The sequence below is a fragment of the Thermomonas sp. genome, from assembly GCF_046293095.1.
GTDB lineage: Bacteria > Pseudomonadota > Gammaproteobacteria > Xanthomonadales > Xanthomonadaceae > Thermomonas.
The window spans coordinates 173,993-199,264 of the sequence record NZ_JBKBPN010000002.1; the positions used below are offsets into that span (position 1 = coordinate 173,993).

At 67.2% G+C, this 25,272-nt stretch carries 19 protein-coding genes and 1 pseudogene; 10 read left to right on the forward strand and 10 right to left on the reverse strand.

Features of this window, described 5'->3' with window-relative positions:
• Positions 1-64 precede the first annotated feature (64 nt).
• From ACK4SG_RS04185 to ACK4SG_RS04200, 4 genes are all read right to left on the reverse strand, one after another.
• Positions 65-2,905, reverse strand: a complete 2,841-nt coding sequence (locus tag ACK4SG_RS04185; RefSeq protein ID WP_409600038.1) for a TonB-dependent receptor plug domain-containing protein — start codon at positions 2,903-2,905, stop codon at positions 65-67.
• A 182-nt stretch (positions 2,906-3,087) separates the two neighbouring features.
• Positions 3,088-3,852 carry a sel1 repeat family protein gene (locus ACK4SG_RS04190; RefSeq protein ID WP_409600040.1) on the reverse strand — a complete coding sequence of 255 codons (765 nt, stop codon included), beginning with the start codon at positions 3,850-3,852 and terminating at the stop codon, positions 3,088-3,090.
• A gap of 219 nt (positions 3,853-4,071) precedes the next feature.
• The gene (locus ACK4SG_RS04195) at positions 4,072-7,011 is read right to left on the reverse strand and encodes a TonB-dependent receptor plug domain-containing protein (protein ID WP_409600042.1); all 2,940 of its coding nucleotides are present in this window, start codon (positions 7,009-7,011) and stop codon (positions 4,072-4,074) included.
• Between the two features lie 155 nt (positions 7,012-7,166).
• Positions 7,167-9,194: an alpha/beta hydrolase family protein gene (locus ACK4SG_RS04200; protein WP_409600044.1), complete on the reverse strand. Its 2,028-nt coding sequence runs from the start codon at positions 9,192-9,194 to the stop codon at positions 7,167-7,169.
• Between the two features lie 112 nt (positions 9,195-9,306).
• Here ACK4SG_RS04200 and apbC point away from each other — a divergent pair, with 112 nt between their 5' ends.
• Both apbC and dcd read left to right on the forward strand, forming a co-directional pair.
• A complete protein-coding gene (gene apbC, locus ACK4SG_RS04205; RefSeq protein ID WP_409600046.1) occupies positions 9,307-10,152 on the forward strand; it encodes an iron-sulfur cluster carrier protein ApbC in 846 nt (281 codons plus the stop codon).
• An 80-nt stretch (positions 10,153-10,232) separates the two neighbouring features.
• Positions 10,233-10,805 (forward strand): dCTP deaminase, encoded by a 573-nt coding sequence (gene dcd, locus ACK4SG_RS04210; protein ID WP_409600048.1) that lies wholly within the window; start codon positions 10,233-10,235, stop codon positions 10,803-10,805.
• 25 nt (positions 10,806-10,830) lie between these two features.
• On the opposite strand, the gene ACK4SG_RS04215 is transcribed toward dcd, so the two are convergent.
• Positions 10,831-11,280, reverse strand: a complete 450-nt coding sequence (locus ACK4SG_RS04215) for an HIT family protein (RefSeq protein WP_409600050.1) — start codon at positions 11,278-11,280, stop codon at positions 10,831-10,833.
• 13 nt (positions 11,281-11,293) lie between these two features.
• Entirely contained in the window at positions 11,294-11,962 is a 669-nt protein-coding gene (locus tag ACK4SG_RS04220; RefSeq protein WP_409600052.1) for a dienelactone hydrolase family protein, read from the reverse strand.
• Positions 11,963-12,074: 112 nt separating this feature from the next.
• On the opposite strand from ACK4SG_RS04220, the gene rimO reads away from it, so the two are divergent.
• Together rimO and ACK4SG_RS04230 are read left to right on the forward strand one after the other, a co-directional pair.
• Positions 12,075-13,451, forward strand: coding sequence for a 30S ribosomal protein S12 methylthiotransferase RimO (rimO, locus tag ACK4SG_RS04225; RefSeq protein ID WP_409600054.1), 1,377 nt, complete (start codon positions 12,075-12,077; stop codon positions 13,449-13,451).
• Between the two features lie 61 nt (positions 13,452-13,512).
• Positions 13,513-13,650 (forward strand): annotated as a pseudogene (locus ACK4SG_RS04230) (low affinity iron permease family protein); the annotation flags it as partial.
• Between the two features lie 112 nt (positions 13,651-13,762).
• Here ACK4SG_RS04230 and greB read toward each other — a convergent pair.
• Together greB and ACK4SG_RS04240 are read right to left on the reverse strand one after the other, a co-directional pair.
• Complete coding sequence (greB, locus tag ACK4SG_RS04235; protein WP_409600056.1) at positions 13,763-14,269, reverse strand: transcription elongation factor GreB; 507 nt, start codon at positions 14,267-14,269, stop codon at positions 13,763-13,765.
• Positions 14,270-14,276: 7 nt separating this feature from the next.
• Positions 14,277-15,806: a helicase HerA-like domain-containing protein gene (locus tag ACK4SG_RS04240; RefSeq protein WP_409600058.1), complete on the reverse strand. Its 1,530-nt coding sequence runs from the start codon at positions 15,804-15,806 to the stop codon at positions 14,277-14,279.
• Between the two features lie 130 nt (positions 15,807-15,936).
• Here ACK4SG_RS04240 and ACK4SG_RS04245 point away from each other — a divergent pair, with 130 nt between their 5' ends.
• On the forward strand, positions 15,937-17,493 hold the full coding sequence (locus ACK4SG_RS04245; RefSeq protein WP_409600060.1) for a transglycosylase SLT domain-containing protein: 1,557 nt from the start codon (positions 15,937-15,939) through the stop codon (positions 17,491-17,493).
• Positions 17,494-17,671: 178 nt separating this feature from the next.
• The gene (locus ACK4SG_RS04250; RefSeq protein ID WP_409600062.1) at positions 17,672-17,857 is read left to right on the forward strand and encodes a TfoX/Sxy family protein; all 186 of its coding nucleotides are present in this window, start codon (positions 17,672-17,674) and stop codon (positions 17,855-17,857) included.
• Positions 17,858-18,415: 558 nt separating this feature from the next.
• Here the strand turns inward: ACK4SG_RS04250 and asd are convergent.
• Together asd and ACK4SG_RS04260 are read right to left on the reverse strand one after the other, a co-directional pair.
• Positions 18,416-19,258: an archaetidylserine decarboxylase gene (gene asd / locus ACK4SG_RS04255; RefSeq protein WP_409600064.1), complete on the reverse strand. Its 843-nt coding sequence runs from the start codon at positions 19,256-19,258 to the stop codon at positions 18,416-18,418.
• Positions 19,255-19,911, reverse strand: coding sequence for an SCO family protein (locus ACK4SG_RS04260; protein WP_409600066.1), 657 nt, complete (start codon positions 19,909-19,911; stop codon positions 19,255-19,257). Before ACK4SG_RS04260 ends, asd begins: the two co-directional genes overlap by 4 nt.
• A gap of 82 nt (positions 19,912-19,993) precedes the next feature.
• On the opposite strand from ACK4SG_RS04260, the gene prmB reads away from it, so the two are divergent.
• From prmB to ACK4SG_RS04280, 4 genes are all read left to right on the forward strand, one after another.
• Positions 19,994-20,938 (forward strand): 50S ribosomal protein L3 N(5)-glutamine methyltransferase, encoded by a 945-nt coding sequence (gene prmB, locus ACK4SG_RS04265; RefSeq protein WP_409600068.1) that lies wholly within the window; start codon positions 19,994-19,996, stop codon positions 20,936-20,938.
• 9 nt (positions 20,939-20,947) lie between these two features.
• The gene (aroC, locus tag ACK4SG_RS04270; protein ID WP_409600070.1) at positions 20,948-22,045 is read left to right on the forward strand and encodes a chorismate synthase; all 1,098 of its coding nucleotides are present in this window, start codon (positions 20,948-20,950) and stop codon (positions 22,043-22,045) included.
• A 143-nt stretch (positions 22,046-22,188) separates the two neighbouring features.
• On the forward strand, positions 22,189-23,229 hold the full coding sequence (locus ACK4SG_RS04275; protein WP_409600072.1) for an aspartate-semialdehyde dehydrogenase: 1,041 nt from the start codon (positions 22,189-22,191) through the stop codon (positions 23,227-23,229).
• Positions 23,230-23,262: 33 nt separating this feature from the next.
• Positions 23,263-25,269 (forward strand): FimV family protein, encoded by a 2,007-nt coding sequence (locus ACK4SG_RS04280; RefSeq protein WP_409600074.1) that lies wholly within the window; start codon positions 23,263-23,265, stop codon positions 25,267-25,269.
• Positions 25,270-25,272 lie beyond the last annotated feature (3 nt).

Genomic DNA, 25,272 nt, shown 5'->3' on the forward strand with positions numbered 1-25,272 from the left:
GCGCCATGCGCGCAAAAAGAAACCCCGCCGAAAGGCGGGGTTTCTTGTTTCACGGCCGGGGCGATTACTTGCCCTTGCCGAAGCTCCACTTGGCTTCCAGGTAGTACGCACGACCCAGCACGTCGAAGTTGCTGCTGTTGTACGGTGCGCCGCTGCTGCCCGGATAGGAGTTCACGTCCATGTCAGGCATGCGGTTGGCCAGGTTGTTGACCAGCAGCGACAGCTTCAGGTCTTCGGTGACGTTGAAGTTCACGCTGGCATTGAGCGTGGTGTACGAGCCGAGCTTGCCTGCACCGGCATAGGCATAGCCCGCCGGGGTCAGGGTGGCACGGTAGTTCGGCGTCGGGCCGAGGTAGTTCGCGTACACCGTGGTCGTCCAGGCGCCCTTGTTCCAGCCCAGCGAGGCGGTGGCCTTGTACTTCGGGTCGGTGCTCCAGTACGGGTCGTTCAGCAGGTCGACCATCGGATCGGTCGGATACTGCTGGAACTCGTGCTTGAGGTTGCGCACCCACGAACCCGACATCAGCAGCGAGCCCCACGCGCCGATGTCCTGGCGGTAGTTCATGTCCACGGTGACGGCATTCAAGGTGCGCTGGGCGACGTTGACCTTGCTGACATAGATCGACTGCACGGTGCCGGTGGGGCCGCGGGTGATCTGGTTCAGCGCAGCCTGGCAGGTGCCGGAGTTGATATCCAGCTGGCCCTGACGGCAGGCCGACTCGTCGCGCATCAGCTGGTCGACGTTCTGCAGCGCCACTTCGTTCTTGATGTTCCAGTGGTGGTAGTCGGCGCTCAGCGAGAAGTTCGCGGTCGGTGCCCACACCACGCCATAGCTCCATACCTTGGCGTTGATCGGCTCCAGGTTGGGGTTGCCCGCCTGCTGGCCGAAGTACTCCAGATTGGAGTACTGGGCCGGGCACTGATCCACGTTGCCTACGTCAAACCCGAGCAGTGCGCAGTTGTAGTAGTCGGTAGTGGTGCTGTAGAAGCCGCTGATGCCCTGGAACTGGTCGGCCAGCGTAGGCGCCTTGAATGCGGTGCCGTACTTGCCGCGGATCAGCAGCGATTCCATCGGGCGGTATTCGATGCCCAGGCTGTAGGTGGGCTTGGAGATCTCCTTGCCTGCAGCGCGGAACCCGTCGTAACGGCCCGAAGCGGCGATCGTCAGCGTTTCCAGCACCGGCAGGCGGATCTCGCCGGTCAGCGCATAGCGGGAGCGGTCGCCGCCGCCACTGACCGACGTGGTGCCCCAGATTTTGCCGTTCAGCAGCAGCGGATCCGGGTTGTACCGCCAGCCTTCGGTGCCGGCCTCGATCGCGATCGCGGCACCCGCATCGCCGCCCTTCATCGAGAACAGGGCGCTGTTGGTGAACTGCGCGCGGAGCAGGTTGTCGTAGGTGCGGCTGCGCGAGGTCGTCTTCCCCATGAAGCTGTAGAAGTCGGTCGGCGACATCAGCGTGTAGAACGCCGCATAGTCGGGCTGGAACACCGGGTAGGCGCCGTAGTAGGGGTCAAGGCCAAGCTGCGGGCCCAGCACCTTGTTCTGGAAGTAATCATTGATCGGATCCGCCAGGCGGGCCAGCTCGATTTCGTCCAGCTTGTATTCGGTGCGACTGACGCTGACGTCATAGTCCCAGTTGGAGTTCTCGGACAGGGTGCCGTTGACGCCCAGGGTGACCGCGTAGGACGAGCTCTTGTTCTCGGACATGGTGTTTTTCCAGCCACCCATGTCCTCCGGCGTGAAGGCGCGCTGAAGGTTCAGGAAGTCATCCAGATCCGGATCGTAGTAGTAGCCCCACTTGACGCTGGTGCCCCACCAGACGTAGCTGGAGCCGGTGTGGTACTTGACCTTCTCTTTGTTCAGCAGAACGTCGGCATAGGCCTGCGCCAGGTCGTTGAGCTCGAACGTCGTGTGGGTGTAGAGCTGGATCCCTTCCTTCTCGTTCTTCAGCGTGCGATAGCCCGGGGTGTTCATCGAGCCGCAATACTTCTCGTCGCCGAAGCCCGGCCGGGTCTGCAGTGCGACGGACCCGTTGAAGCCGGCGCTGACATTGGCGCAGTTGGCCGGATCCAGGAACTTGTAGCTGGTGAACGGGCTGTAGACCAGCCAGTCACGGCTGGCCAGCGGGGGCGCACCGTTATAGCCGTTGGTGTTGAAGCGCTTGGTCAGGTCGCGCTGGTAGCCCCAGACCGGGTCGGTCTTTTCCGCCTGCACGCCCAGCAGCGTGTTCCAGCGGTTATCGGCGCTGTGGAAGCTGTCGGCGAAGCTGATGCGGCCGCTGCGGCCGCCACCTTCGTCGTATCCGCCGATGCGGCCGGTCACGACGGCCCCGTCGATGTTCTTCTTCAGGATGATGTTGATCACGCCGGCGATGGCGTCGGAACCGTACAGCGACGACTGCCCGCCCGGCAGGATCTCGATGCGCTCGACCAGCTCGACCGGAATGCCGCTGATGTTGTTGAACACGTCGGTGCCGTTGTACAGCGCCGGGTAGTTCGCCATCGGGCGGCCGTCGATCAGGTACTTCACGTAGCCGGCCGGCAGGCCGAACAGGCTGAGCGTTTCGGCGCCCTGGGTGAAGGAGGCGGAGCTCTGGTTGTTCTGCACGCCGCCGGTGGCGAACGAACTCTTCTGCAGCACCTCGGCGACGTTGTTGAAGCCGCGGGCCTGGATGTCCTCGGCCGAGATGATGGTGACCGGAACAAAAGTCTCCACCTGGGTCTGCGGAATCAGCGAGCCGGTGACCACGACCTTGTCGAGATCCTTGGCCTTGCCTTCGGCCTGCTGGCCCGGGGTGGCCGGTGCGTTCTGATCCTGCGCCAGTGCGGCGGCAGGCAGCAGCAGGGCGGCCAGGGCCAGCGCCAACGGGCGGCGGAGAGGGGTGGGGCGTCGATGAACTGCCATGGGGGGTCCTTTGCTTTTTTTCATGGAAACCAGGCGCATGAGGCGGCCGGGTGTACTGCACCCTAACATCGGCTTAACAAGCTTCACTGAACGACTGTCGATGCGGCTCTTGCAAAATCCGCTCGAATCAGGTTGGCGCTGACGGTCGATGCTTGTGCGTCTGCACGGGCGAAGTTGTCCGCTCAGTGGGCTCCGGAGGGAGAGGGCCCGGGCTTGCCGGGTTCGCGCGGCGAGGCTTCCGGCTGCTTCAGGGTTTCCGGCGTACCCACGGTAACGGTACCCGGCTTGAGGTCCTGCCAGTAGTCATCCTGCCAGGCTCGGTACTGCCTGGGATCCCAGAATTGCGGGTCGTAGAACCGGGTGCCGTCGATGTTGCCGTGGCCGGGGATGAACACCTGCACGGCACGGCTCATCGAACCCACCCGGCTGCCAGTCATCTTGGCGCGCTCCCTGCGCAGCACCGCCGCGATGCGCGGCATTGTCGCGTCGTCGCCATAATCTGCGAATACGCTCCGGGCCAGCCGGATTGCTGCCTTGCGCTCCTGATCATCGAGCTGGTTCCAGTAATAGTCCCGCTTTTGCGAAAAGAAGCGATAGCCACGCTCGGCTGCAAGGTCCATCCAGACCATTCCCAGGACCCGGTCCACCGGAACCCCGACGCCTCCCCAGTACATTTCGGCAACCACTGCCTGCGACGGTTTGTCCCCGTACCAGGCAGCACGCTTGAACTCTGCCATCGCCTGTCCGAATGCCCTGTCCGTGTAGGCCTGCAGGCCGGTCTGGCGGAACTTCAAGTCGGGATGGGCATCAAGGAAACCGCCGGCAACCAGGGCATCGTCGATCACGGGGTCCGTGGCAACCGAGGTGGACGGGGTCTGTGCGATCACGCTGCCGGACAAGCCAAGGAGCAGCGGCAGAAGGATGTTGCGATTGATCGAAGGGAGCATGGGCTGGCGTCCGTTGGCGTTGCGTGCAGTCTATCCAAGTGGGCGATGGCATGAATCCGGCAGAAATCATGCCTGCAGGCAATTATCTTGTTTTTGGTTCTTCACCCAGGTCCGGTGAACGCCAGCAGGACCTCGAGGAAGAAATGCGCATCGTTGTGGAAAAACAAAAAACAGGGGCCCGGCATGCCGGGCCCCTTGGAACGAAACATCAAGCCAGGATCAGAACTTGAGGCTGTAGCGCATGAACATCGTGCGGCCCAGCAGGTCGTACTGGGTGGCGAACGCCGGCACGTTGCCGTAGCGGGTGACAACGCCACTCGATACCTGCGGCGGATCCTTGTCCAGCAGGTTGTTGATGCCGAACAGCAGCGACCACTTGGGCTGGTCGTAGCGCACCGAGACGGTGTGGTACAGGCGCGCCTCGGCCACGATATCGCGCTTGGCGCCGGTCCAGCCGAAGTAGGTGAACGTATCGGACAGGGTCAGGGCCTTCGTTTCGCTCACATAGTTCATGAACCAGTTGTAGCTCCAGTCGCCGCGCTTCAGGGTGGTACGCAGGTTGCCCACCAGCTTCGGCCGGCCGATGGCGCCATTGCGGTCGGAGTCCACGTAGCCGCTGGCCGACGACGAGCTGAACAACTGCTCGAAGTCCTCCATCATGTAGGTGAACTGGCCTTCCACCTCCAGCTTGCCGAAGTTGTAGCCTTTCTCGAAGCGGGTCAACAGGTCGTAGCCGCGCACCTTCTGCTTGTTGATATTGACGTAGGTGGCGTAGACCGATTCGATCTTGTTGGGCGCAGTGGGGTCGGTCGGCGAGTTGCGGGTGAACCGCGAGCAGAAGTCGTTCGGATAGACCTCGGCAGCGTAGCAACCCGACACGATCGATGCGGCAGTCAGATTGGTGATCTGGTTGCTGACTTCGTAGTTGAAGTAATCCAGCGCCACGCTGATCGGCCAGACCGATGGCGTCAGCACCACGCCGCCGGTGAAGGCGCGCGAGGTTTCCGGCTTCAGGAAGCCGGCGCCACCGCCCTGGAACACCTGTGCCGAAGACGGTGCGCCAGTGTAGTTGCTGGGAACTCCCGCAGCTGCGCAGTTGCTGCGGATGCGGTCATTCGTGCTGTCGCCCCAGTTGATGCAGGGATCAATGCTGGTCTGGGAGACGAAGCTGGACAGATTGCCCAGATAGAGCTCGTACAGGCCGGGCGCGCGGTACGAGGTGCCCTGGGTGGCGCGCAGGCGGACGGTCGGGTTGACCTGCCAGCTCATGCCCACCTTCCACACATGATCGGACTTGTTCACGGAGTCATAGTCGAACGCGCGTGCCGAGACATTCGCGCTCAGTTTCTCGATCATCGGCAGGCCCTTCAGCAGCGGCACCTCGATCTCGGTGAAGATTTCCTTCACCTTGTCGGTGCCCTTGGTGACCTGCGCTGTGCTCTGGCCCCAGAGGTCGCCGCTGCGCTCTTCCTGGCTGGGCTGGTCATTGATGCTGAACTTGCGGTATTCGACGCCGAATGCCGCACCCACCGCACCGGCCGGCAGGTTGAACAGCTCGCCGGTCGCGACTGCGTTGAACAAGTACTGGTCGTAGATGGTGTTGCCGGTGTGCCAACGACCGATCTTGGCAACCAGATCATCCTTGCACTGACCGCTGAGGTAGCAGGGATCGAAGTAATTCACCAGCGGCGAACGGCCGCCCGTCCACGGGCGCAAATTCGGGTCGGCGTCGCCGGAAGCGGACTTCAGGATCGACAGGACGCTGTAATCGCCATCGGAGCGGGTGTACGACAAATTGGCCGACCACGACCAGGTATCGGTGGACTTGAAGAGACCGTCCAGGCCGGTGCGCAGGTAGTAGTAGTCGACCCGGATCTTCTGGTCGGAATCGAACGGCATCACCGGCTGGGCGATACCCGAAGCAACCGGGCTGTAGAAGCTCGAGCCGTCGGTGTACTTGTATGCGGACAGGAGTGAAGTGGTGCCGCCGGTGATCGGGAAGAACTGACGCAGGCGGTGGGTATCGGTGCCGCGGCGGTTGTACAGGAAATCGGTGGTCCAGTTCACGCCCCCGAAGTTGAAGTCGGATGTGGCGAATACGCTGAAGCGCTCCTGGCGGTCGATCAACTGCTGCTCGCCAAAGAAGTCGAAGTTCAGCACGTCCTCGTAGTAGGCCTGGCCGCTGTTGTTGGCGCCATAAGGCTGGTTGGTGCGCGGGCGATAGCCCGGCAGCTGACCAATGGTCACGCCATCGGGCGAGGGGATATAGCGCGTGCCGTAAACGGCATCAATGAAGGTGTTGGCGTACAGGTTGCCCGCCGTGCACCCGCCCAGCGCGGTGTTGGCGATTGCCGAGCGGTCCTGGCGGTCGATGCGGTTGCCATTGGCATCCCATACCAGGTCCTCGGCGCAGGACAGGAAGCTGCGGTCGCGGAAGCGCAGCGGCTCCTGCAGGTAGTACTCGGCCGCCGCGGCGATGTTGCCGTTGCTGAAGTTCCAGCCGTTGGCCAACGAGAACGAGACGGTCTCGCCGCCGCCGTGCTGGGTGCCGCGGCCGTTGAAGCTGAATTCCAGGCCGTCGAAGTTCTTGCGGGTGATCAGGTTGACGGCGCCTGCCAGAGCGTCCGAACCGTAGATCGAGGACGAGCCGTCCTTCACGATCTCGGCGCGCTGCAGGATCGACTGCGGGATGACGTTCAGGTCGAACGCGAGCACTTGGCCGCGGGTACCGGCCGGGCCAGGGCGCTGGCCGTTCAGCAGCACGGCGGTGCGCTGGGCGCCAAGACCGCGCAGCGAAACGGTCTGCACGCCGGTGCCGCCCTCCACCACGAAGCCTGCGAACTGGTTGCTGATTTGGGTGGAGCCAGCAGCGACGCTGGACTTCTGCAGGAATTCGGCGGTGTTGATCTGGCCGACGTCGGCGCTGACGTCGGCAGTCAGAACCTGCACCGGCGAGGTGGTGTCGTATTCGAGCCGCTTGAGCAGCGAACCCGTCACGGTGACCTTGTCTAGGGTCTTGGTGGCGTCCTTGCTGGTTTCTTCCTTCTTCTCCTGCGGTGCCGCGTCCTGCGCCAGTGCCGCGGTGCCGTACAGGCAGCCAGCCACGGCCACGAACAACGGCAACTTCTTCAACAAGCTGTTCTTTGCCTTCTTACTCACGCCAAGTCCCCTATGTGTGATGGGTTGATGCAGGAAATGTTTCTGTTCCGTTAAGTTTTCCGAGTATAAGCACGGTTCATCTTCGCCCGCAACCGGTCCCGGCGCAGGGCTGAAAGCCGCGCCGGGATTGGGTTTCTGGCGATAGATGGGCCCTATCAGAGACCGCCCGGGCCGCAGTCCTTCTGCAGGAACTGCTCGATCAGGCCCAACGTCTGGGTCTGGTGCCGGGGATACCACGGCATGCTGTGGGGCATGTCGGGAATCAGCGCGAACTTGGCCGGGACCTTGTTTTGCACCGCCTCGTAAAAGCCGCGCGCATGGAAGGACGGCGTGCGTACATCGCGATCGCCCACGTACAGGAGCACCGGAATATTGGCCTTGTCGGTGTTCTGCATCGGATCCATGCCTTTCACGGTGCGCCCCTGCAGGATGCGCTGAAGGCGGTTTTCACTCCACGACCAGCCAAGCTTGGTGAGGTCCGTCACCGGTGCGCCGGCGATGGCGCACTGATAGGGGCTGTTGGGGCGCACCACCGCGGCTGCCGCGGCGAAGCCGCCATAGGAATATCCGAAGATGGCGATGCGCTGGGGATCGGCGATCCCCTGCTTGACCAGCCACGCGGCTGCATCGTCGTTGTCGTCCTGCATCTTCTGCCCCCACTCGGCGTCGCCCGCCAGCCAGAGCTTGCGCCCTAGGCCGCTGGTGCCGCGATACTGCGGACGCAGCACGGCATAGCCGCGGGAGGTCAGGAAGGGCACCCAGCCGGAGCCGTCCCAGCCGGCGTAGTCGCGCGCCCACGGGCCGCCGTGCGGATGGATGATGGCCGGCAGCGGGCCATCGCCTTCCTTCCAGCCTGCGGGCAAGTCGAGGATCGCCGGAATGGTCATGCCGTCGCGGGCGGGATAGTTGACCCAACGCTGCTCGCCGATGTCGGCCGGGTTGATATCGGGTCGCTGGCTGCCCAGTGTCACCACCCGCTTGCGGTCCAGCAGCACGTGGTAGGCCGGCGCGTCCTTGTTGCTCTGGGTGGTGAACAGCACCCGCGACATGTCGTCGTTATAGCCATTGAGGCTGACTGTCTGGCCCGGAAAAGCCTTCTGCAGCAAGCTCTGCACGCCCGCCATGGCGGGGTCCACGTAGGTGACCTCGCGCTGCGGCCCATCGACCACGTAACCCAGCACGCGGTTGAAATTGCTGGGCTGGCTGCCGAGTATCAGGCCGCCGATCGAGAACTGCGGATGGGCCAGCAGCGGCTCGTCCTCAAACTTGCGCGTGGTCGGGTCGTACATCCACGCCTGTACAAGATCGGAAAACAGATCGGTCAGCACGTAGAACTTGCCGGTCTTCTCGTCCATGCCGACGATGTCCACGGTGTAGCGGTCGCTGAGCTTGCGGGTGAGGTTGTCGTGCACCTCGAACTCGCCCGTCTGCGGATTGCGGATCAGCACGCGCTGCTCGTACTCGCCTGCGCCGTTCGGCTCCAGCTGGGTGCGGGTCAGGACTTCGCCGGTGCGCGGGTTGAACAGGCCCGGGCTGCTGCGGCCGCCGGCCTTGAACAGGAGTTTTGTTTCGCCTGTGCGCAGGTTGTACAGGTAATAGCTGCCGCTGAGCGACATACCGCTGACCTGCTGGATGATCACATTGTCCGGATCCAACGGCAGGGTATTCACCAGCGAGGCCGTCGCGGTCAGTTCCAGGCAGCGCTGTATGTCTTCGCTGAGGCCCAGTTGGCGTGCATTGCTGGCGAAGGCTTCGTCGAATTTCTTCTGCGAGGTGTCCGTTAGGTAGGTCTTGGTGACGAAGGTCTTTGTCGCGCCCGTGGCGTTGCCCTCGCCACAGCCGCCAAGTTGTCCGGTCCACTCCTGCCGGCCGATCACCAGGACGCGGTCGGCCTTGAGCGCGCTGGCAGCGATGAACTTCATGCGGTCACCCGATGGGGTGATCTTGGAGCCGCCGTCGATATTGTCCAGGTTCCATACGGAAAGCGCGGTGTCCTGCCCCTTGGAGCCCGGGGCGACGACCAGTGCCACCAGATTCTTGCCGTCCGCGCTCATCGATACGGACTGGATCTCCGGCAAGTGGGCGATCGATTCGATCTTGATCGGTTGGCGGGCGCCGGCACAGGCGCTGGCAATGGACAGGCCAAGGGCGAGCAGGCGCGGGGCAAGGGTGCGATAGGTCATGTCGGAACGATCCGGCAGTTAGTGGCAGAGACCTTTAGCGTAACAGCAGCTGAACGTGCTGCATGGGCGCTCCGATAGAATTCACGAATTGCCACTCCTTCGACTGGAAGCCATGCCCCGCCTGCCGTCCCACGCTGTCCAGGGCGAGCTGAAACCGCTCGCCAATGTCCGCAACATCATCGTCGTGGGGTCGGGCAAGGGCGGGGTGGGCAAGTCCACCACCGCGGTGAACCTGGCGCTGGCGTTGGCGGCCGAGGGGCTGCAGGTGGGCATCCTCGACGCCGACGTGTACGGCCCCAGCGTGCCGATGATGCTGGGCCTGTCCGGGCGCCCCGACAGCCCGGACGGCAAGAGCATCACGCCGATGCGCGCGCACGGCGTGGAGGCGATGTCGATCGGGCTGCTGGTGGGCGAGGACACCCCGATGGTCTGGCGCGGCCCGATGGCCACGCAGGCGCTTTCGCAGCTGCTCAATGACACCCGCTGGGGCGACCTCGACGTGCTGGTGGTGGACCTGCCGCCGGGCACCGGCGACATCCAGCTGACCCTGGCGCAGAAGATCCCGGTGGCCGGCGCGGTCATCGTCACCACGCCGCAGGACGTCGCCACGCTGGACGCGCGCAAGGCGCTGAAGATGTTCGAGAAGGTGGGCATTCCGGTGCTGGGCCTGGTCGAGAACATGGCCGTGCACGTGTGCAGCCAGTGCGGCCACGCCGAGCACCTGTTCGGCGAGGGCGGTGGCCGCCGGATGGCCGAGCAGTACGGCGTCCCGCAGCTGGGCGCGCTGCCGCTGGAGATCGCCATCCGCGAGCAGGGCGATGCCGGCACGCCGATCGTGGCGGCCCAGCCCGACTCGGCCGCGGCCTGCGCCTACCGCGAGACCGCGCGCGCGCTGCTGGCGCAACTGGCGCAGCGGCCCAAGGTGCGTACCGGCATCCTGTCCGCGCTGCTGGACTGACGCCCCGGAAGCGGTTGGGCCCGCCGCCGCGCTTGCCTTACACTCGCCGATCCTTTCCGTCCCGTCCCTGGACCGACCCGATGAGCATCAAGAGCGACCGCTGGATCCGCCGCATGGCCGAGCAGCACGGCATGATCGAGCCGTATGCGCCGGGGCAGGTCAAGGCCGTCGACGGCCACCGCATCGTCAGCTACGGCACCTCCAGCTACGGCTACGACGTGCGCTGCTCGCGCGAGTTCAAGGTGTTCACCAACATCAACTCCACCATCGTCGATCCCAAGCACTTCGACCCGAAGAGCTTCGTGGACATCGAAGCGGACGAGTGCATCATCCCGCCCAACTCGTTCGCGCTGGCGCGCACCGTCGAATACTTCCGCATCCCGCGCGACACCCTGGTGGTGTGCCTGGGCAAGAGCACCTACGCGCGCTGCGGAATCATCGTCAACGTGACCCCGCTGGAGCCGGAGTGGGAAGGGCACGTGACGCTGGAGTTCAGCAACACCACGCCGCTGCCGGCGCGCATCTACGCCAACGAGGGCGTGGCGCAGATGCTGTTCTTCCAGGCCGATGCGGACGACATCTGCGAGACCTCCTACAAGGACCGCGGCGGCAAGTACCAGGGCCAGACCGGCGTCACCCTGCCGCGAACCTGAGGGTCGCGGCGCCGTCCGTCCGCCATCAGTCCTGCTGGCGGAACATGCGCCCCTGCAGCGCCGCGCGCAGCGCCGCCACCCGCTCCACCAGTTCCTCCGGCGCATACGGCCGGGCGTTGGCGGCGCCCCATACCGGGCGCGGCCAGGCGATGTCGTCGCGGTAGCGTGCGATCACATGCACATGCAGTTGCGGCACCAGATTGCCCAGCGCCGCAACGTTGAGCTTGTCCGGCTGGAACAGCGCCTTCAGCACGCGCGCTGCGTCATCGATCTCGGCGGTCAGCAGGGTGCGCTGGGCGGCGGTCAGGTCGATCAGCTCCACCGCGTCCGGCACCTTCGGCACCAGCACCAGCCACGGGTGATTGGCATCGTCCATCAGCCGCACCTCGCACAGCGCCAGCTCGATGACCGGGGCGGTGTCGTCGGCCAGCTGCGGGTGCAGTTCGTAGCGGGACGGGCGGGGCGTCGGGTGCATGGCGGGCCTCGACTCAATAGGCCGGGCGCAGCGCCCGGCGGAGGAAGGACAGGGTGCGTTCCAGCGCCAGCTCGGCGCTGGGGCGGTGGAAATCCGCGCGCTGGTCGCAGTTGAAGCCGTGCCCCGCCGGGTAGACGTGCACGTCGGCCTCGGGATGGCGCTCACGGTGCAATGCCACATCGTCCGCGGAAATGCTGGCGTCGTGCTCGCCGAAGTGGAACAGCATGGGGGCGTGCAGCTTTTCATTGAGGAAGGGCACCGTGCGCGCGCCGTAATAACTGACCGCCGGCATCGACAGCCGGGTATTGGCCAGGTAGGCCACGGTGCCGCCCCAGCAATAGCCCACCACGCCGACCTTCCCGTATTCCTGCAGCTGCGCGGCGGCGGCCCGCACATCCTCCAGCGCGCGCTCAAAGCCCAGTTTCTCCACCAGGTCGCGCCCATGCGTCACGCCGTCGGCGTCGTAGTGCAGCTGCACGTCGTGCTCGAAATGATCGAAGAACGCCGGCGCCATCGCCACGTAGCCGTGCTCGGCGAAGGTGGCGCAGACCTGCCGGATGTGGGCATTCACGCCGAAGATTTCCTGCACCACCACCAGCGCGCCGTGGGGCGGCACATGCGGTTGCGCCAGCCAGGCCCGGATGCGGCCGGTCGGGGTTTCCAGGGATATCCATTCGCTCATGGCCGGTTCTCCCTCCGCGGTTGCCCGGATGGTACGCCTGCGCGGCCGGGCCGGCAGCCCCCGCCGGTATACTACGCGGCCCCCCGGCGGCCCCGTCGCCCAGCCTGCGCCCATGTCACAGCCTTCCCCGCCTGCCCAACCCAAAGTCGGTTTCGTCAGCCTTGGCTGCCCCAAGGCGCTGGTGGACTCCGAGCGCATCCTCACCCAGCTGCGGGTGGAAGGCTACGACCTGGTGCAGACCTACGACGACGCCGACGTGGTGGTGGTCAATACCTGCGGCTTCATCGACAGCGCGGTGGCCGAGTCGCTGGACGCCATCGGCGAGGCCATGGCGGAGAACGGCAAGGTCATCGTCACCGGCTGCCTGGGCAAGCGCGCCGACGTGATCCGCCAGGCGCATCCCGGCGTGCTGTCGATCAGCGGTCCGCAGGACTACGCCAGCGTGATGGACGCGGTGCACGCCGCGGCGCCGCCCAAGCACAACCCCTTCGTCGACCTGCTGCCGGCCCCGCGTCGCCTTGGCGACGGGGAAATCGAGGGCGTCGGCGTCAAGCTGACCCCGAAGCACTACGCCTACCTGAAGATTTCCGAGGGCTGCAACCACCGCTGCAGTTTCTGCATCATCCCGTCGATGCGCGGCGACCTGGTGTCGCGGCCGGTGGACGAGGTGCTGCGCGAGGCCGAAAAGCTGGTGCGCGGTGGCGTCAAGGAACTGCTGGTGGTCTCGCAGGACACTAGCGCCTACGGCGTGGACCTGAAGTACGCGTCGCGGCTGTGGGGCAACAATGTGTACGAGACGCGGATGAAGGCGCTGTGCGAAGGCCTGTCCGAACTCGGCGTGTGGACGCGCCTGCACTACGTCTACCCGTACCCGCACGTGGACGACGTGATCCCGCTGATGGCCGATGGCAAGCTGCTGCCGTACCTCGATATCCCGTTCCAGCACGCCAGCCCGCGCATCCTCAAGCTGATGAAGCGCCCGGGCGCGGTGGACAAGACCCTGGAACGCATCCAGCGCTGGCGCGCGATCTGCCCGGAGCTGACCCTGCGCAGCACCTTCATCGTCGGCTTCCCCGGCGAGACCGACGCCGAGTTCGAGGAACTGCTGGACTTCCTCGACGAAGCGCAGCTGGACCGCGTGGGCGCGTTCGCCTATTCGCCCGTGGAAGGCGCCGCGGCCAACGCGCTGCCGGACCCGGTGCCGGAGGACGTGAAGCAGGAGCGCCTGGCCCGCTTCATGGAGCGGCAGGCGGCAATTTCCGAGGCGCGCCTGGCGGCCAAGGTGGGTACGGTGCAGCAGGTCATCGTGGATGCCATCGATGGCGAGCTTGCCATCGCCCGCTCGATGGCGGACGCGCCGGAGATCGACGGCCTGGTGCAGGTGCAGGACGGCCGCGAAGCCGGCCTGCGGCCCGGCGAGTTCGCCAAGGTGCGGATCATGGGCAGCGACGAGCACGACCTGTACGGCGAAGTGGAATACAACGACTGACCGGCCGGGGCATCACCTGACAGCGGGTCATCAACACCGGCACCCCATCGTCACCTTCCTGATGGGGTTCCTGGTTCAGAGCGCGCAGAACCGCGATACCCGGGCAATCCAGCACAAGCTGGACGAACTGAGCCGCGCCACCCGCGGCGCCCAGAATGCGCTGCTGGACCTGGAAGAACTGGAAGAGCGCAAGCTCGATGGCGTCCGCGCCCGCTGCGTCGCGCTGGCCCGCCACGCCCGCGAACGGGGCGACGAGGAAGCCACGTTCGCGGCAGGCTGGGCGTCTCGATTCCGGTGGATTCCTGCCGCGCTTACACGTCGGGGTAGGCGACGGCCACGATGGCATAGCGCACCGTGCCGCCCGGCAGCGGGGCCTCGAAGTCGTCGTCTACACGCTTCTTCAACATGGCGCGCGCCAGTGGGGCGTCGATGCTGATCCAGCCCCGCTTCGCATCGGTCTCGTCGGGGCCGACAATGCGGAAGCGCACCAGCTCGCCGCTGGCCATGTCTTCCAGCTCCACCTCGGCGCCGAAGAACACGGCGTCGCGGTCGGACGGCGCGGTGTCCACCACCTTCAGCTGTTCCAGCCGCTTGCTGAGGTAGCGCACGCGGCGGTCGATCTCGCCCAGCTGCTTCTTGCGGTAGGTGTATTCCGCGTTCTCGGAGCGGTCGCCCTCGGCGGCAGCGGCAGCCAGCGCCTTCACCACCTCGGGGCGCCGCACGCGCCACAGCTCGTCCAGCTCCGCCTTCAGGCGGTCGTGGCCGGCGCGGGTGATCAGCGCCGTGCTTTTCTCGGCAGGGGGACGCCAGCGGCCCATGCGTGGCTCAGCGCTTGCCGCCGAAGATGCCGCCCAGCAGGCCGCGCAGGATCTGCCGGCCCACCTGGCTGCCCACCGTGCGCGCGGTCTGCTTGGCCATGGATTCGATCATGCCCTGCCGGCGCTTGGTGCCGAACAGCGCATCCTTCACCGCCTGGCCGAAGCCGTTGCCGTCGTCGTCGGGCCCGGCCTCCGGCGTCTTCGCGGCCGGTGCCTGCGCCTGCTCCGTCTTCGCCTCGGCCTTCCTGGCCAGCAGCTCGGCGGCGGACTCGCGGTCGATGCGGGTGTCGTACTTCATGCCCACCGGGCTGCCAGCGCGCACCTGCTGTCGCTCGGCTTCTGTAATCGCGCCCATGCGGCAGCGCGGCGGCGCGATCAGCGTCTTTTCCACCGGCATCGGCACGCCTTTGTCCTGCAGCGTGGACACCAGCGCCTCGCCCACGCCCAGCTGGCCGATGGCCTGCGCCACGTCCAGGTGCGGATTGCCGACAAAGGTTTCCGCGGCGGTCTTCACCGCCTTCTGGTCGCGCGGCGTGTAGGCGCGCAGCGCGTGCTGGAAGCGGTTGCCCAGCTGGCCCAGGATCTCGGTGGGCACGTCGTCAGGGAACTGCGAGCAGAAGTACACGCCCACGCCCTTGGAGCGGATCAGCCGCACCACCTGCTCGATGCGCTGGCGCAGCGCGGCCGGCGCGTCGTCGAACAGCAGGTGCGCCTCGTCGAACACGAAGACCAGCTTGGGCTTGTCCAGATCGCCCACCTCCGGCAGGTTCTCGAACAGCTCGCTCAGCAGCCACAGCAGGAAGCTGGAATACAGCTTGGGCTTCAGGATCAGCTGGTCGGCGGCCAGGATGTTCACCACGCCGCGGCCATCAAAGGTGGTGCGCATCAGGTCGGCCAGCTCCAGCGCCGGCTCGCCGAAGAACTGGTCGGCGCCTTCCTGCTCCAGCCGCAGCAGCGCGCGCTGGATGGCGCCGATGGACGGCGCGCTGACCAGCCCGTAGCGGGTGCTGATGTCCTTGCGCTCGTCGACGATCAGGCCCAGCAGTGCGCGCAGGTCTTCCAGGTCCAGCAACAGCAGGCCGCGGTCGTCGGCCAGTTTGAACACGATGTCCAGAACACCGGCCTGGGTCTCGTTCAATTCCAGGATGCGGCCCAGCAGGGTGGGGCCCATCTCGCTGACGGTGGTCCGCACCGGGTGGCCGGCCTTGCCCCACAGGTCCCAGAACACCACCGGCGCCGCCTCGTTGCGGTAGTCGGTCATGCCCAGCTGGGCCACGCGCGCGGCCAGCTTCTCGCTGGGCGTGCCCGCCACTGCCAGTCCCGCCACGTCGCCCTTCACGTCGGCCAGGAACACCGGCACGCCCAAGCGGCTGAAGCCTTCCGCCAGGGTCATCAGCGTCACCGTCTTGCCGGTGCCGGTGGCCCCGGCCACCAGCCCGTGGCGATTGCCGTACTTCGGCAGCAGCACCACGTCGCCGCCGGCGTCGGTGGTGACGGCCTTGCCGACGAAGAGGTGCGGAAGGGGAGCCTGGTCCATGGTGGTTCGCCGATTGCGTGAAGTGTCGCCGGATTCTATGCGAATGCCTGCGGATGAATGCGCGGCGCGGCTTGCCCCCGTCGCGCCGCGGCGGCTACCCTGCCAACCCCTTCGCCGTCCCCCTGCCTGCATGCCCCTGCGCCCGTTGCCTGTCGTTGCCGTGTCCCTGCTATCGCTTTTGGCGGCGTTCTCCACCCCCGCGGCACAGGCCCAGCCCAAGCGGGACCGCGGCGCCCCCGCCGAGAGCCGCCGCGACGCGGCCGGCGTGGAGGCGCTGCAGCAGCGCATGGACGCCGCCGAAAAGCGCTACCGCGACGCCATGCTGGCCGAGGACGAAGAGGCCGCCGCCAGCGCCACCGCCGCCGCGCTGGCGGAGATGAAGGACGTGGTGGACGCCTGCGGCAAGCAGCGCGGCTGCTCGGTGGAGACCATGCTGGCGACGTACGAACGCCTGCTGCAGGCCACGCCGCGCTTCGACGGCCTGCTGGCCGACGAGGGCGGCGCCGACCCCATCGACGAGAGCGACCTGGACGACGCCAACGTGCCCGCGTCCGCCAACGCCGCCGCGCTGCTCAGCGAAGAAGGCCAGCGCTTCGTGAAGATGGTGCAGTTCAACCCCGCGGTGCAGGCCGGCATCCGCCGCTGGCTCACCGACCTGCGGCCGTCGCTGATGGACAGCTACGAGAACTACCGCTACATGCAGCACCTGATGTCGCCGGCGTTCCGCCGCCACGGCCTGCCGGAGGCGCTGCTGTTCGGCATCATGGCGAAGGAGTCCAACGGCAAGGTGCACGCCGGCTCGCGCGTGGGCGCGGTGGGCCCGCTGCAGTTCATGCCGGCCACCGGCCGCCGCTTCGGCCTGGGCGACGACGGCACCGGCTTCGACACCCGCTACGACCCGGCCGCCTCGGCCGATGCCGCCGCGCAGTACCTGCAGGAGCGCATGGCGCAGCTGAACAACAGCATCGAACTGTCGCTGGCCGGCTACAACGGCGGCGAAGGCCGCGCCCTGCGCGTATTCCGCGACACCGGCGGGCGCAGCTTCTGGGACATCGACGTCTACAACCAGTTTCCGGCCGAAACCAAGGACTACGTGCCCATGGTGATCGCCGCCGCGTGGCTGTTCCTGCACCCCAAGGAGTACGGCATCCGCTGGCCCAATGTCAGCGCCCGCCCCGCCACCGTCACCCTGGCGCAGCCCACCTCGCTGTACGAGCTCACCATCTGTCTGGGCAACTGGGGCTCGCGCGACGGCTACCTGCGCGCGCTGCGCAACCTCAACCCGCGCTGGGAACCCGGCCAGACCCTGCCGGCCGGCACCGCGCTGAACGCCACCACCCGCATCGCCTGGCTGTACCGCTTCAACTGCACCCGCGGCAAGCGGCTGGAACTGGCCCAGCAGCTGATGGCCAGCGACGTGCGCGCCGCACTGGTGCGCGTGGGCGACCCCATGCCCGCCGCCAGCGCCCCTGCCGCCGCCGATGCCCCGGCCCCCGCCGCCCCCCCGGCGCGCACGCCCGCCAAGCCCAAGCCCCGCACCTACAAGGTGCAGCGCGGCGACACCATCAGCAGCATCGCCCGCAAACTGCAGTGCGAGATTCTCGACCTGGCCAAGGCCAACAAGCTGAAGAAGCCGAAATACGCCATCAAGCCCGGCCAGGTGTTGAAACTGGACGGCTGCGGCTGAGCCCGGCCCGCGCGGACCGCCGCGCTTTCCGTTAATCGCTCTGGCGTTCTGCGCGTCATCCCCGCGAAGGCGGGGGGCGCTTCTTGCTGGTCATCCCGCAAACGCGGCAATCGCGCGTTTCCATACGCCCGCGCTATCGTGGAGCCCCGCCGGCCCGCCCGGCCTTACGCCCCGCGCCATGGCCACCGAACCCGATTTCATCGCCTACGTCACCGAACAGGCCGGCCTGGGCGCCCGCCTGACCCACCGCCGCATGTTCGGGGAATACGCCCTGTACGTGGACGAGAAAGTCGTGGCCTTCGCCTGCGACAACAGCCTGTTCGTCCATCCAGGTCATTCATTATCGAGGGATAGTGATGGGTAATTATAGATCTAGTGAGATAGAGTACAAAAGGCGGCTGTTTGAGAAAAAATTCATTCGATCAGGCGAGGATGAATGTTGGGAATGGCACGCTGGAAGGAATCAGCGTGGGTATGGGGTTTTTGGAATGGGTTCTCTTTGGCGGGGCACTAAGCCTGCGCATGTCGCATCATGGCTATTTTATGTTGACGAGAATTTTGATCTAAGTTCCAGTGTTGATATCTCCCATTCCTGTCACAATCCTTCTTGCGTGAATCCACGCCATTTGTTTATTTCAAGATGGTCTGATCGCAATGGGGCTATAGAGGTTATGAAGTCAATATCTGTCGAGTTTCCATGCGTTTCTGAGCTATTGTCCCGGGCAATTGATATTTTGTCTGACAATCGAAGCGGGTAATTCAGTAGCCTCGTGTGAATAGCGCCAGATTCGGTAATGGGGTTTCGGCAACGAGGTCAGGCTCACTTTCTGATCTGAGAGTTCCCACAACGCACAAGGCCCGCATCGCTACGGGCCTTGTCGTATCTGGATTCCGACGGACTGACCTTGACCTGCCGGCGGCGTCACTCCCGCAGCGCCAGCCGCTGCCCCAGTCGCACCGGGGATTGTGCATGCAGGGCCGGGTCTAATGTCGCCGCGTCCTTGGGCAGCAGCACGATGACGGTGCTGCCGTAGTTGAAGCGGGCCATTTCGGCGAAGCGTTCCAGGGTGATGCCGCGGCCGCGGTAGTCCTTGCGGGTAATGGTGTGGCCGTAGGGGGGGATTTCCACGCCGCCCCAGACGGTTTCAACGCCGGAGACCAGCAGCGCGCCCACCATCACCTGCACCATCGGGCCGAAGTCGGTATCGAAATGGCAGACCAGGCGCTCGTTGCGGGCAAACAGGCGCGGCACGCTGGCCACGGCGTCCACGCCCACCGAAAACAGGCGGCCGGGCACGTGCACGGTTTCGCGCAGCGTGCCGGTGCAGGGCATGTGCACGCGGTGGTAGTCGCGTGGTGACAGGTACACGGTGGCGAAGCTGCCGTCGTGGAACGGGGCGGCATCGGCCTGGCTGCCCAGCAGTTCGGCAGCGGTGAAGCTCTGCCCCTTGGCCTGAAAGATGCGGCCGTCCACGATCGGCCCGCACTGGCTGATGTGGCCGTCGGCGGGCATCAGCAGGGCACGCGGGTCGGGGTCAGGGGTGCGTGCGCCGGGTTTGAGTGCGCGGGTGAAAAAGGCATTGAAGCTGGGGTAGGCGGTGGGGTCGGGCTGCGCCGCTTCGCTTAAGTCCACGCCGAACTTGCGGGTCACGGTGTCGATCAGCCACTGCTTGACCGCGCGGTTGGTGGAATAGGCCAGCCGCCGCGCCAGCCAGGACAGCAGGCGGTGCGGCAGCACGTAGGTGAGGGCGGTGATGGGGCTCATCGGGCGGCCTGGGTCAGCGTTTCCAGGTCGGCGGCGATGCCCTTCACGTCAAACGGCGGTTGCACCACGCCGGCCATGCGGGCTTGTGGGTCCAGCAGCACTGCCGCAGCGCTGTGGTCGATGCTGTAGTCGGCCGGGTCGCCACTGGGGCCGGGCACCTTCATGAAGACCAGCGACAGCGAGCGGGCGAAGGCCTCCAGCTGCGGAATCGGCGCGGTGGCGGCCAGGGTGTCGGGGTGGAAGGCGTGGGCGTACTGGGCCACGATTTGCGGGGTGTCGCGCTCGGGGTCGGCGGAGACAAACAGCACGCGCGGGCGGGTGGCGGCGGGCAGGGCGGCCCACTGCTTCTGGGCGCCGGCCAGTTCTGCCAGCGTGGTGGGGCAAACGTCCGGGCAGTGGGTGAAGCCCAGGAACACCACCGTCCAATGGCCCTTCAGGGTGTCTTGCGTCAGCGCGGTGCCGTCGGCCTGCTGCAGGGAAAACGGCGGCAGCACGCGTGGGGTGGGCAGCAGGGTCACGGCGCGGGGGGCGGGCAGCGTGGGCAGCGCGGGCGCTGCGGGGGCGGCTGGGCCGTGCAGCAGCTGCGAGGCCCACAGGCCCAGCCCGGCGGCCAGGGCGGCGATCAGCACGACAAGAACAAGACGCTTGGACATGGGCGTTTGGCGCAGGGGTGGACCGCCATGATACCGGGGCGCCGCCGCTATACTTCCCGGCCGTGCCCGCGTGTTGTCGCCCATGTCCCAGGAATTGCAGACCATCATCGACCTGATCCGCTACGGCGCCAGCCGGTTCAACGCGGCGGGCCTGACCTTCGGCCACAGCTTCGACAACGCGCTGGACGAGGCGACCCAGCTCACCCTGCACGCCCTGCACCTGCCGCACGACCTGTCGCCGGTGTACGGCAACGCACGCGTCACCGAGGCGGAGAAGGAGGAAGTGCTGGCGCTGTTCCTGCGCCGCATCGAGGAGCGCATCCCGGCCTGCTACCTCACCGGCGAGGCGTGGTTTGCGGGGCTCAGCTTCAAGTCCGACCCGCGTGCGCTGGTGCCGCGCTCGCCAATCGCCGAGATGATCGAATCCGGCTTCCAGCCCTGGCTGGGCGACCGCGAGGTGCGCCGCGCCTTGGACCTGTGCACCGGTTCCGGCTGCATTGCGATTGCCATGGCGCACTACAACCCGGACTGGCACGTGGACGGCGTGGACATCAGCGACGACGCCCTGGCGCTGGCCCGCGAGAACGAAAAGCGCCTGCACGTGGAGAACGTGCGCTTCCTGAAGTCCGACCTGTTCAGCGGCCTGCAGGGCGAGCGCTACGACCTGATCGTCACCAACCCGCCGTACGTCACCAACGACGAAACCGACGCGCTGCCGCGCGAGTACGCGCACGAGCCCGAGCTGGGCCTGCGCGCCGGCGACGACGGCCTGGACCTGTGCCTGCGCATCCTGCGCGACGCCCCGCTGCACCTGACCGAGGACGGCCTGCTGGTCTGCGAAGTCGGCGAAGCCGAGCGCGCACTGGTGCAGCTGCTGCCGGAGCTGCCGCTGGCGTGGGTGGAGTTCAAGGTGGGCCAGATGGGCATCTTCGTGGCCGAGTGCGCCGACCTGATCGAGCACAACGCCCGCATCACCGCGCTGGCCGCCGCTCGCGAGACGGGCGCGGCGTCGGCTGGGTTGTTCTAAGCCGCGCCCATGAACACCTTCGGCCACCTGCTGCGCGTCACCACGTTTGGCGAATCGCACGGGCCGGCCATCGGCTGCGTCGTTGACGGCTGCCCGCCGGGCATCCCGGTGGCGCCCGAGGACTTCGCGGCCGACCTGAAGCGGCGGGCCACCGGCAATTCGCGCCACGTGTCGCAGCGGCGCGAGGCGGACGAGGTGGAGATCCTGTCGGGCGTCTACGAAGGTGTGACCACCGGCACGCCCATCGCGCTGCTGATCCGCAACACCGACGCGCGCAGCAAGGACTACGGCACCATCGCCGCGCAGTTCCGCCCCGGCCACGCTGACTACACCTACTGGCAGAAGTACGGCATCCGCGACCCGCGCGGCGGCGGTCGCAGCAGCGCGCGCGAGACCACCATGCGCGTGGCGGCGGCGGTGATTGCCAAGAAGTGGCTGGCGCAGCGCGGCGTGACCGTGCGCGCCTGCGTGACCCAGATCGGCGAGGTGCTCCCGCATTCGCACGACTGGGCCGATGTCGAAACCAATCCGTTCTTCTGGCCTTGCGCGGCGCAGGTGGCGGAGCTGGAAACCTACATGGACGCGCTGCGCAAGTCCGGCGATTCGGTGGGCGCGCGCGTGCTGGCCGTGGCCGACGGCGTGCCGCCGGGCTGGGGCGAGCCGATCTACGGCAAGCTGGATGGCGAACTGGCGGCGGCGATGCTGTCGATCAACGCGGTCAAGGGCGTGGAGATCGGCGACGGCTTCGCGGCGGTGGCGCAGAAGGGCAGTGAGCACCGCGACGTGATGACGCCGGACGGTTTCCTGTCCAACCACGCCGGCGGCATCCTGGGCGGGATTTCCACCGGCCAGCAGATTGCCGTGTCGGTGGCGTTCAAGCCCACCTCCAGCCTGCGCCTGCCGGTGCAGGGCCTGGACGTGGACGGTAACGTGGTGGACATCGTCACCACCGGCCGCCACGACCCCTGCGTGGGCCTGCGCGCGCCGCCGATCTGCGAGGCGATGCTTGCGCTGGTGCTGATGGACCAGGCGCTGCGCCACCGTGCCCAGTGCGGCGACGTGGGCGCGGTGTCGCCGCGCGTGCCGGCCGCGGCCCCGAAACGCTAGCGGCGCGCCGCCAGCAGCCCCGTGGGCAGCGTCGCGCCGCATCCCTGTCGTATCGTTCCCCTTTCCCGCAGGCGCGGCCGTGTCCGCGCATCGTCGCCCGACGGCGCCGCCCGCCCGCCTGCACGCACACAGAGACACAAGACATGAGCAAGCAGTACAAGGTGGCCGTGGTCGGCGCGACCGGCGCGGTGGGCGAGGTGATGCTGTCGATCCTGGCGGAGCGCGAGTTCCCGGCCAGCGACGTGGTGGCGCTGGCCAGCGAGCGTTCGGCCGGCACCAAGGTCGCGTTCGGCGACGACGAACTGGTGGTGCAGAACCTGGCCACGTTCGACCCGTCAGCCATCGACATCGCGCTGTTCTCCGCGGGCGGCGCGATCTCGAAGGAATACGCGCCCAAATTCGCGGCTGCCGGCGCGGTGGTGATCGACAACTCCTCCACCTTCCGCTACGACGACGACGTGCCGCTGGTGGTCAGCGAAGTGAATCCGGACGCGGCGCGCCACCGCCCGCGCGGCATCATCGCCAACCCCAACTGTTCCACCATGCAGCTGATGCCGGTGCTGGCGCCGATCCACAAGGTGTACGGCATCGAGCGCATCAACGTGGCCACCTACCAGTCCGTCTCCGGTGGTGGCCGCAGCGCGATGGAGGAGCTGGGGCGCCAGACCGCGGCGCTGCTCAGCTTCCAGGACCCGGCGCCGGCGAAGTTCCCGGTGCAGATCGCATTCAACCTGATCCCGCACATCGACGAGTTCCAGCCCAACGGCTACACCAAGGAAGAGATGAAGCTGGTGTGGGAGACGCAGAAGATCCTGGGCGATGCGTCCATCCAGGTGAACCCCACCGCGGTGCGCGTGCCGGTGTTCTTCGGCCATTCCGAAGCGGTCAACATCGAGACGAAAAAGAAGATCACTCCCGACGAGGCGCGCGCGCTGCTGGAGGATGCCCCCGGCGTGGAGGTGGTGGACGAGCGCAAGGCCGGCGGCTATCCCACGCCGGTGACCCACGCCTCGGGCAAGGACCCGGTGTTCGTGGGCCGCATCCGCGAGGACCTGTCGCACCCACGCGGCCTCAACCTGTGGGTGGTGGCGGACAACATCCGCAAGGGCGCGGCGCTCAACGCGGTGCAGATCGCGGAGCTGCTGGTGGCCGAAGGGTTGCCCCCGAAGGCTGCGCACGGCTAGAGTCACGGCGCCAAGGCGGGGGATGGAGCACACGTGATCAGGACATTGCGAACGGCGGTGGCAGCGGCGCTGCTGCTGGCGGCGGGGAATGCGTGGGCGCTGGGCTTGGGCCAGATCCAGGTCAAGAGCAAGCGCAACCAGCCGCTGCTGGCGGAAATCCCCATCGTCTCCACGACGCCGGGCGAACTGGCCGCGCTGCGCGCCCGCCTGGCTTCGCCGGACACTTTCCGCCGGGTTGGCCTGGCGCCGCCCACCGGCATCGCCTCTGACCTGCAGTTCAGCCTGGGCAGCGACAGCAAGGGCCGCCCGGTGATCCGGGTGACCACGCTGCGCCCGGTCGAGCAGGCCGAGCTGAACTTCCTGATCGAAGTGGACTGGGGTGCCGGCCGGCTGGTGCGCGAGTACTCCGCGCTGGTCGACGCGCCCAACACCGCCGGCGCCGTCTTGCCGCCGGACGTGCAGGCCCCGCAGACCCCGGCGCCCGCCGTGGTCCAGCGCCCGTCGCCGATGCCGGGGGACACCGCTCCGGCCGCCGTCCCGCTTCCGGACAAGCCGGTCGTGCCGCCCGCGATGGCCCCTGCGCCTGCCCCGGCAGAGCCTGCGGCCCCCTCGATCGCCATCGCGCCGCTGCCGGCAACGCGCCCGGCCTACGTGCCCGCGCCCGCGCCGGCCGCCTCGGCGGATCCCGCCGAATACGGCCCGGTGAAGCGCGGCGAATCGCTGTCGAAGATCGCCAGCGGGCTGGGCCTGCGGCGCGAATTCAGCCTTGACCAGACCATGCTGGCGCTGCTGCAGGCCAATCCCGATGCCTTCCTTGGCGACGACGTGAACCGTCTGCGCAGCGGCGCGGTGCTGCGCGTGCCCAGCCGCGAAGACGTGGCCCGTATTGCGCCCGAGGAAGCCGCGCAGGTCGTGCGCCAGCAGATGCGCCAGTGGCGGCAGTCGCGCCGCGCCGTGCGCCAGCCGGACGCCGCGCCCGCGGTGGCCCGCGCGGCCGCTCCGGCCAAGCCGGCCGCCAGCAAACCCGCCACCGCGCCGGCCGCTGCCAGCGCGGCGGCCAAACCCACTGCGTCCCCGGCCACCGCAGCGCCACGCCAGGAGGCACGCCTCCAGATCGTGCCGCCGTCGGGGCCCGGCAAGGCAACAGGCAACAAGTCCGGCACCAGCGCCGGTGGCGAGGGCAGCATGCTGCAACAGGAACTGCGTCAGCGCGACGAGGACATCGCGGCGAAGTCGGCCGAGATCAGCGAGCTGAAGGAGCGTCTGGCGGCGCTGGAGAAGCTGAAGGACGAGCAGCAGAAGCTGATCTCGCTGAAGGACAGCGAGCTGGCCGCCGCGCAGGCGCGGCTGGCCGAAGCCAACCGCGGCGCGCAGGCCGCTGTGCCGGCTCCGGCCGCTGCCAAGGCGGCCACGCAGGCCGCACCGGCGCCGCAGGCGGGCGGGTCGTCGATGCCCTGGATCTGGGGCGGCCTGGGTGTGGTGGTGCTGGCGCTGGGGGCCTGGCTGCTGGCCGGCCGCCGCCGTCCGGCCCCGCCGGTGCGCCGCAGCCTGTTCGACAGCGAGGCGCTGGCCGCCAGCATGGCCGCGCCAGTGGCGTCTGCCACGATCGCGGACGAAGTGCCCCACGTCGACCATGATGCCGCGGCAGCGGATGCTCCTGTGGATGCCGACGCCGGGATGCCGACCACCGATGCAGCGGCCACGCCGGCGCCCACTGTGGCAGGGGATGAGCGCGCCGTGCCGGCCTGGCACCGCACCGAGGTGCCGGCTGCCGAGCCTGCGCCGGCCGTCACTGAGGCCACGGTGCCCGTAATCGAATCGACCGAACCCGCCGTGGCAGGCGGCGATGTCGATGACCTGCCGGCGCCGGCCGATGTCCCGGTGCAGGCCAGCGCGGAGCAGCGGTTCAAGCTGGCGCGCGCCTTCCTGGACGTCGGCGACGAGAACTCCGCGCAGCAGCTGTTGTTGGAACTGCTGGACGATGACGACCAGGCGGTCAGCGACGAAGCCGCGCGCATGCTCGGCAAGCTGGTGGGCTGAGGG

Excerpts from the sequence above, each read along its gene's own strand:
- ACK4SG_RS04185 (WP_409600038.1), bottom strand. The coding sequence starts at position 2,905 with ATGGCAGTTCATCGACGCCCCACCCCTCTCCGCCGCCCGTTGGCGCTG.
- ACK4SG_RS04190 (WP_409600040.1), bottom strand. The coding sequence starts at position 3,852 with ATGCTCCCTTCGATCAATCGCAACATCCTTCTGCCGCTGCTCCTTGGC.
- ACK4SG_RS04200 (WP_409600044.1), bottom strand. The coding sequence starts at position 9,194 with ATGACCTATCGCACCCTTGCCCCGCGCCTGCTCGCCCTTGGCCTGTCC.
- apbC (WP_409600046.1), top strand. The coding sequence starts at position 9,307 with ATGCCCCGCCTGCCGTCCCACGCTGTCCAGGGCGAGCTGAAACCGCTC.
- dcd (WP_409600048.1), top strand. The coding sequence starts at position 10,233 with ATGAGCATCAAGAGCGACCGCTGGATCCGCCGCATGGCCGAGCAGCAC.
- ACK4SG_RS04215 (WP_409600050.1), bottom strand. The coding sequence starts at position 11,280 with ATGCACCCGACGCCCCGCCCGTCCCGCTACGAACTGCACCCGCAGCTG.
- ACK4SG_RS04220 (WP_409600052.1), bottom strand. The coding sequence starts at position 11,962 with ATGAGCGAATGGATATCCCTGGAAACCCCGACCGGCCGCATCCGGGCC.
- rimO (WP_409600054.1), top strand. The coding sequence starts at position 12,075 with ATGTCACAGCCTTCCCCGCCTGCCCAACCCAAAGTCGGTTTCGTCAGC.
- greB (WP_409600056.1), bottom strand. The coding sequence starts at position 14,269 with ATGGGCCGCTGGCGTCCCCCTGCCGAGAAAAGCACGGCGCTGATCACC.
- ACK4SG_RS04240 (WP_409600058.1), bottom strand. The coding sequence starts at position 15,806 with ATGGACCAGGCTCCCCTTCCGCACCTCTTCGTCGGCAAGGCCGTCACC.
- ACK4SG_RS04245 (WP_409600060.1), top strand. The coding sequence starts at position 15,937 with ATGCCCCTGCGCCCGTTGCCTGTCGTTGCCGTGTCCCTGCTATCGCTT.
- ACK4SG_RS04250 (WP_409600062.1), top strand. The coding sequence starts at position 17,672 with ATGGCCACCGAACCCGATTTCATCGCCTACGTCACCGAACAGGCCGGC.
- asd (WP_409600064.1), bottom strand. The coding sequence starts at position 19,258 with ATGAGCCCCATCACCGCCCTCACCTACGTGCTGCCGCACCGCCTGCTG.
- ACK4SG_RS04260 (WP_409600066.1), bottom strand. The coding sequence starts at position 19,911 with ATGTCCAAGCGTCTTGTTCTTGTCGTGCTGATCGCCGCCCTGGCCGCC.
- prmB (WP_409600068.1), top strand. The coding sequence starts at position 19,994 with ATGTCCCAGGAATTGCAGACCATCATCGACCTGATCCGCTACGGCGCC.
- aroC (WP_409600070.1), top strand. The coding sequence starts at position 20,948 with ATGAACACCTTCGGCCACCTGCTGCGCGTCACCACGTTTGGCGAATCG.
- ACK4SG_RS04275 (WP_409600072.1), top strand. The coding sequence starts at position 22,189 with ATGAGCAAGCAGTACAAGGTGGCCGTGGTCGGCGCGACCGGCGCGGTG.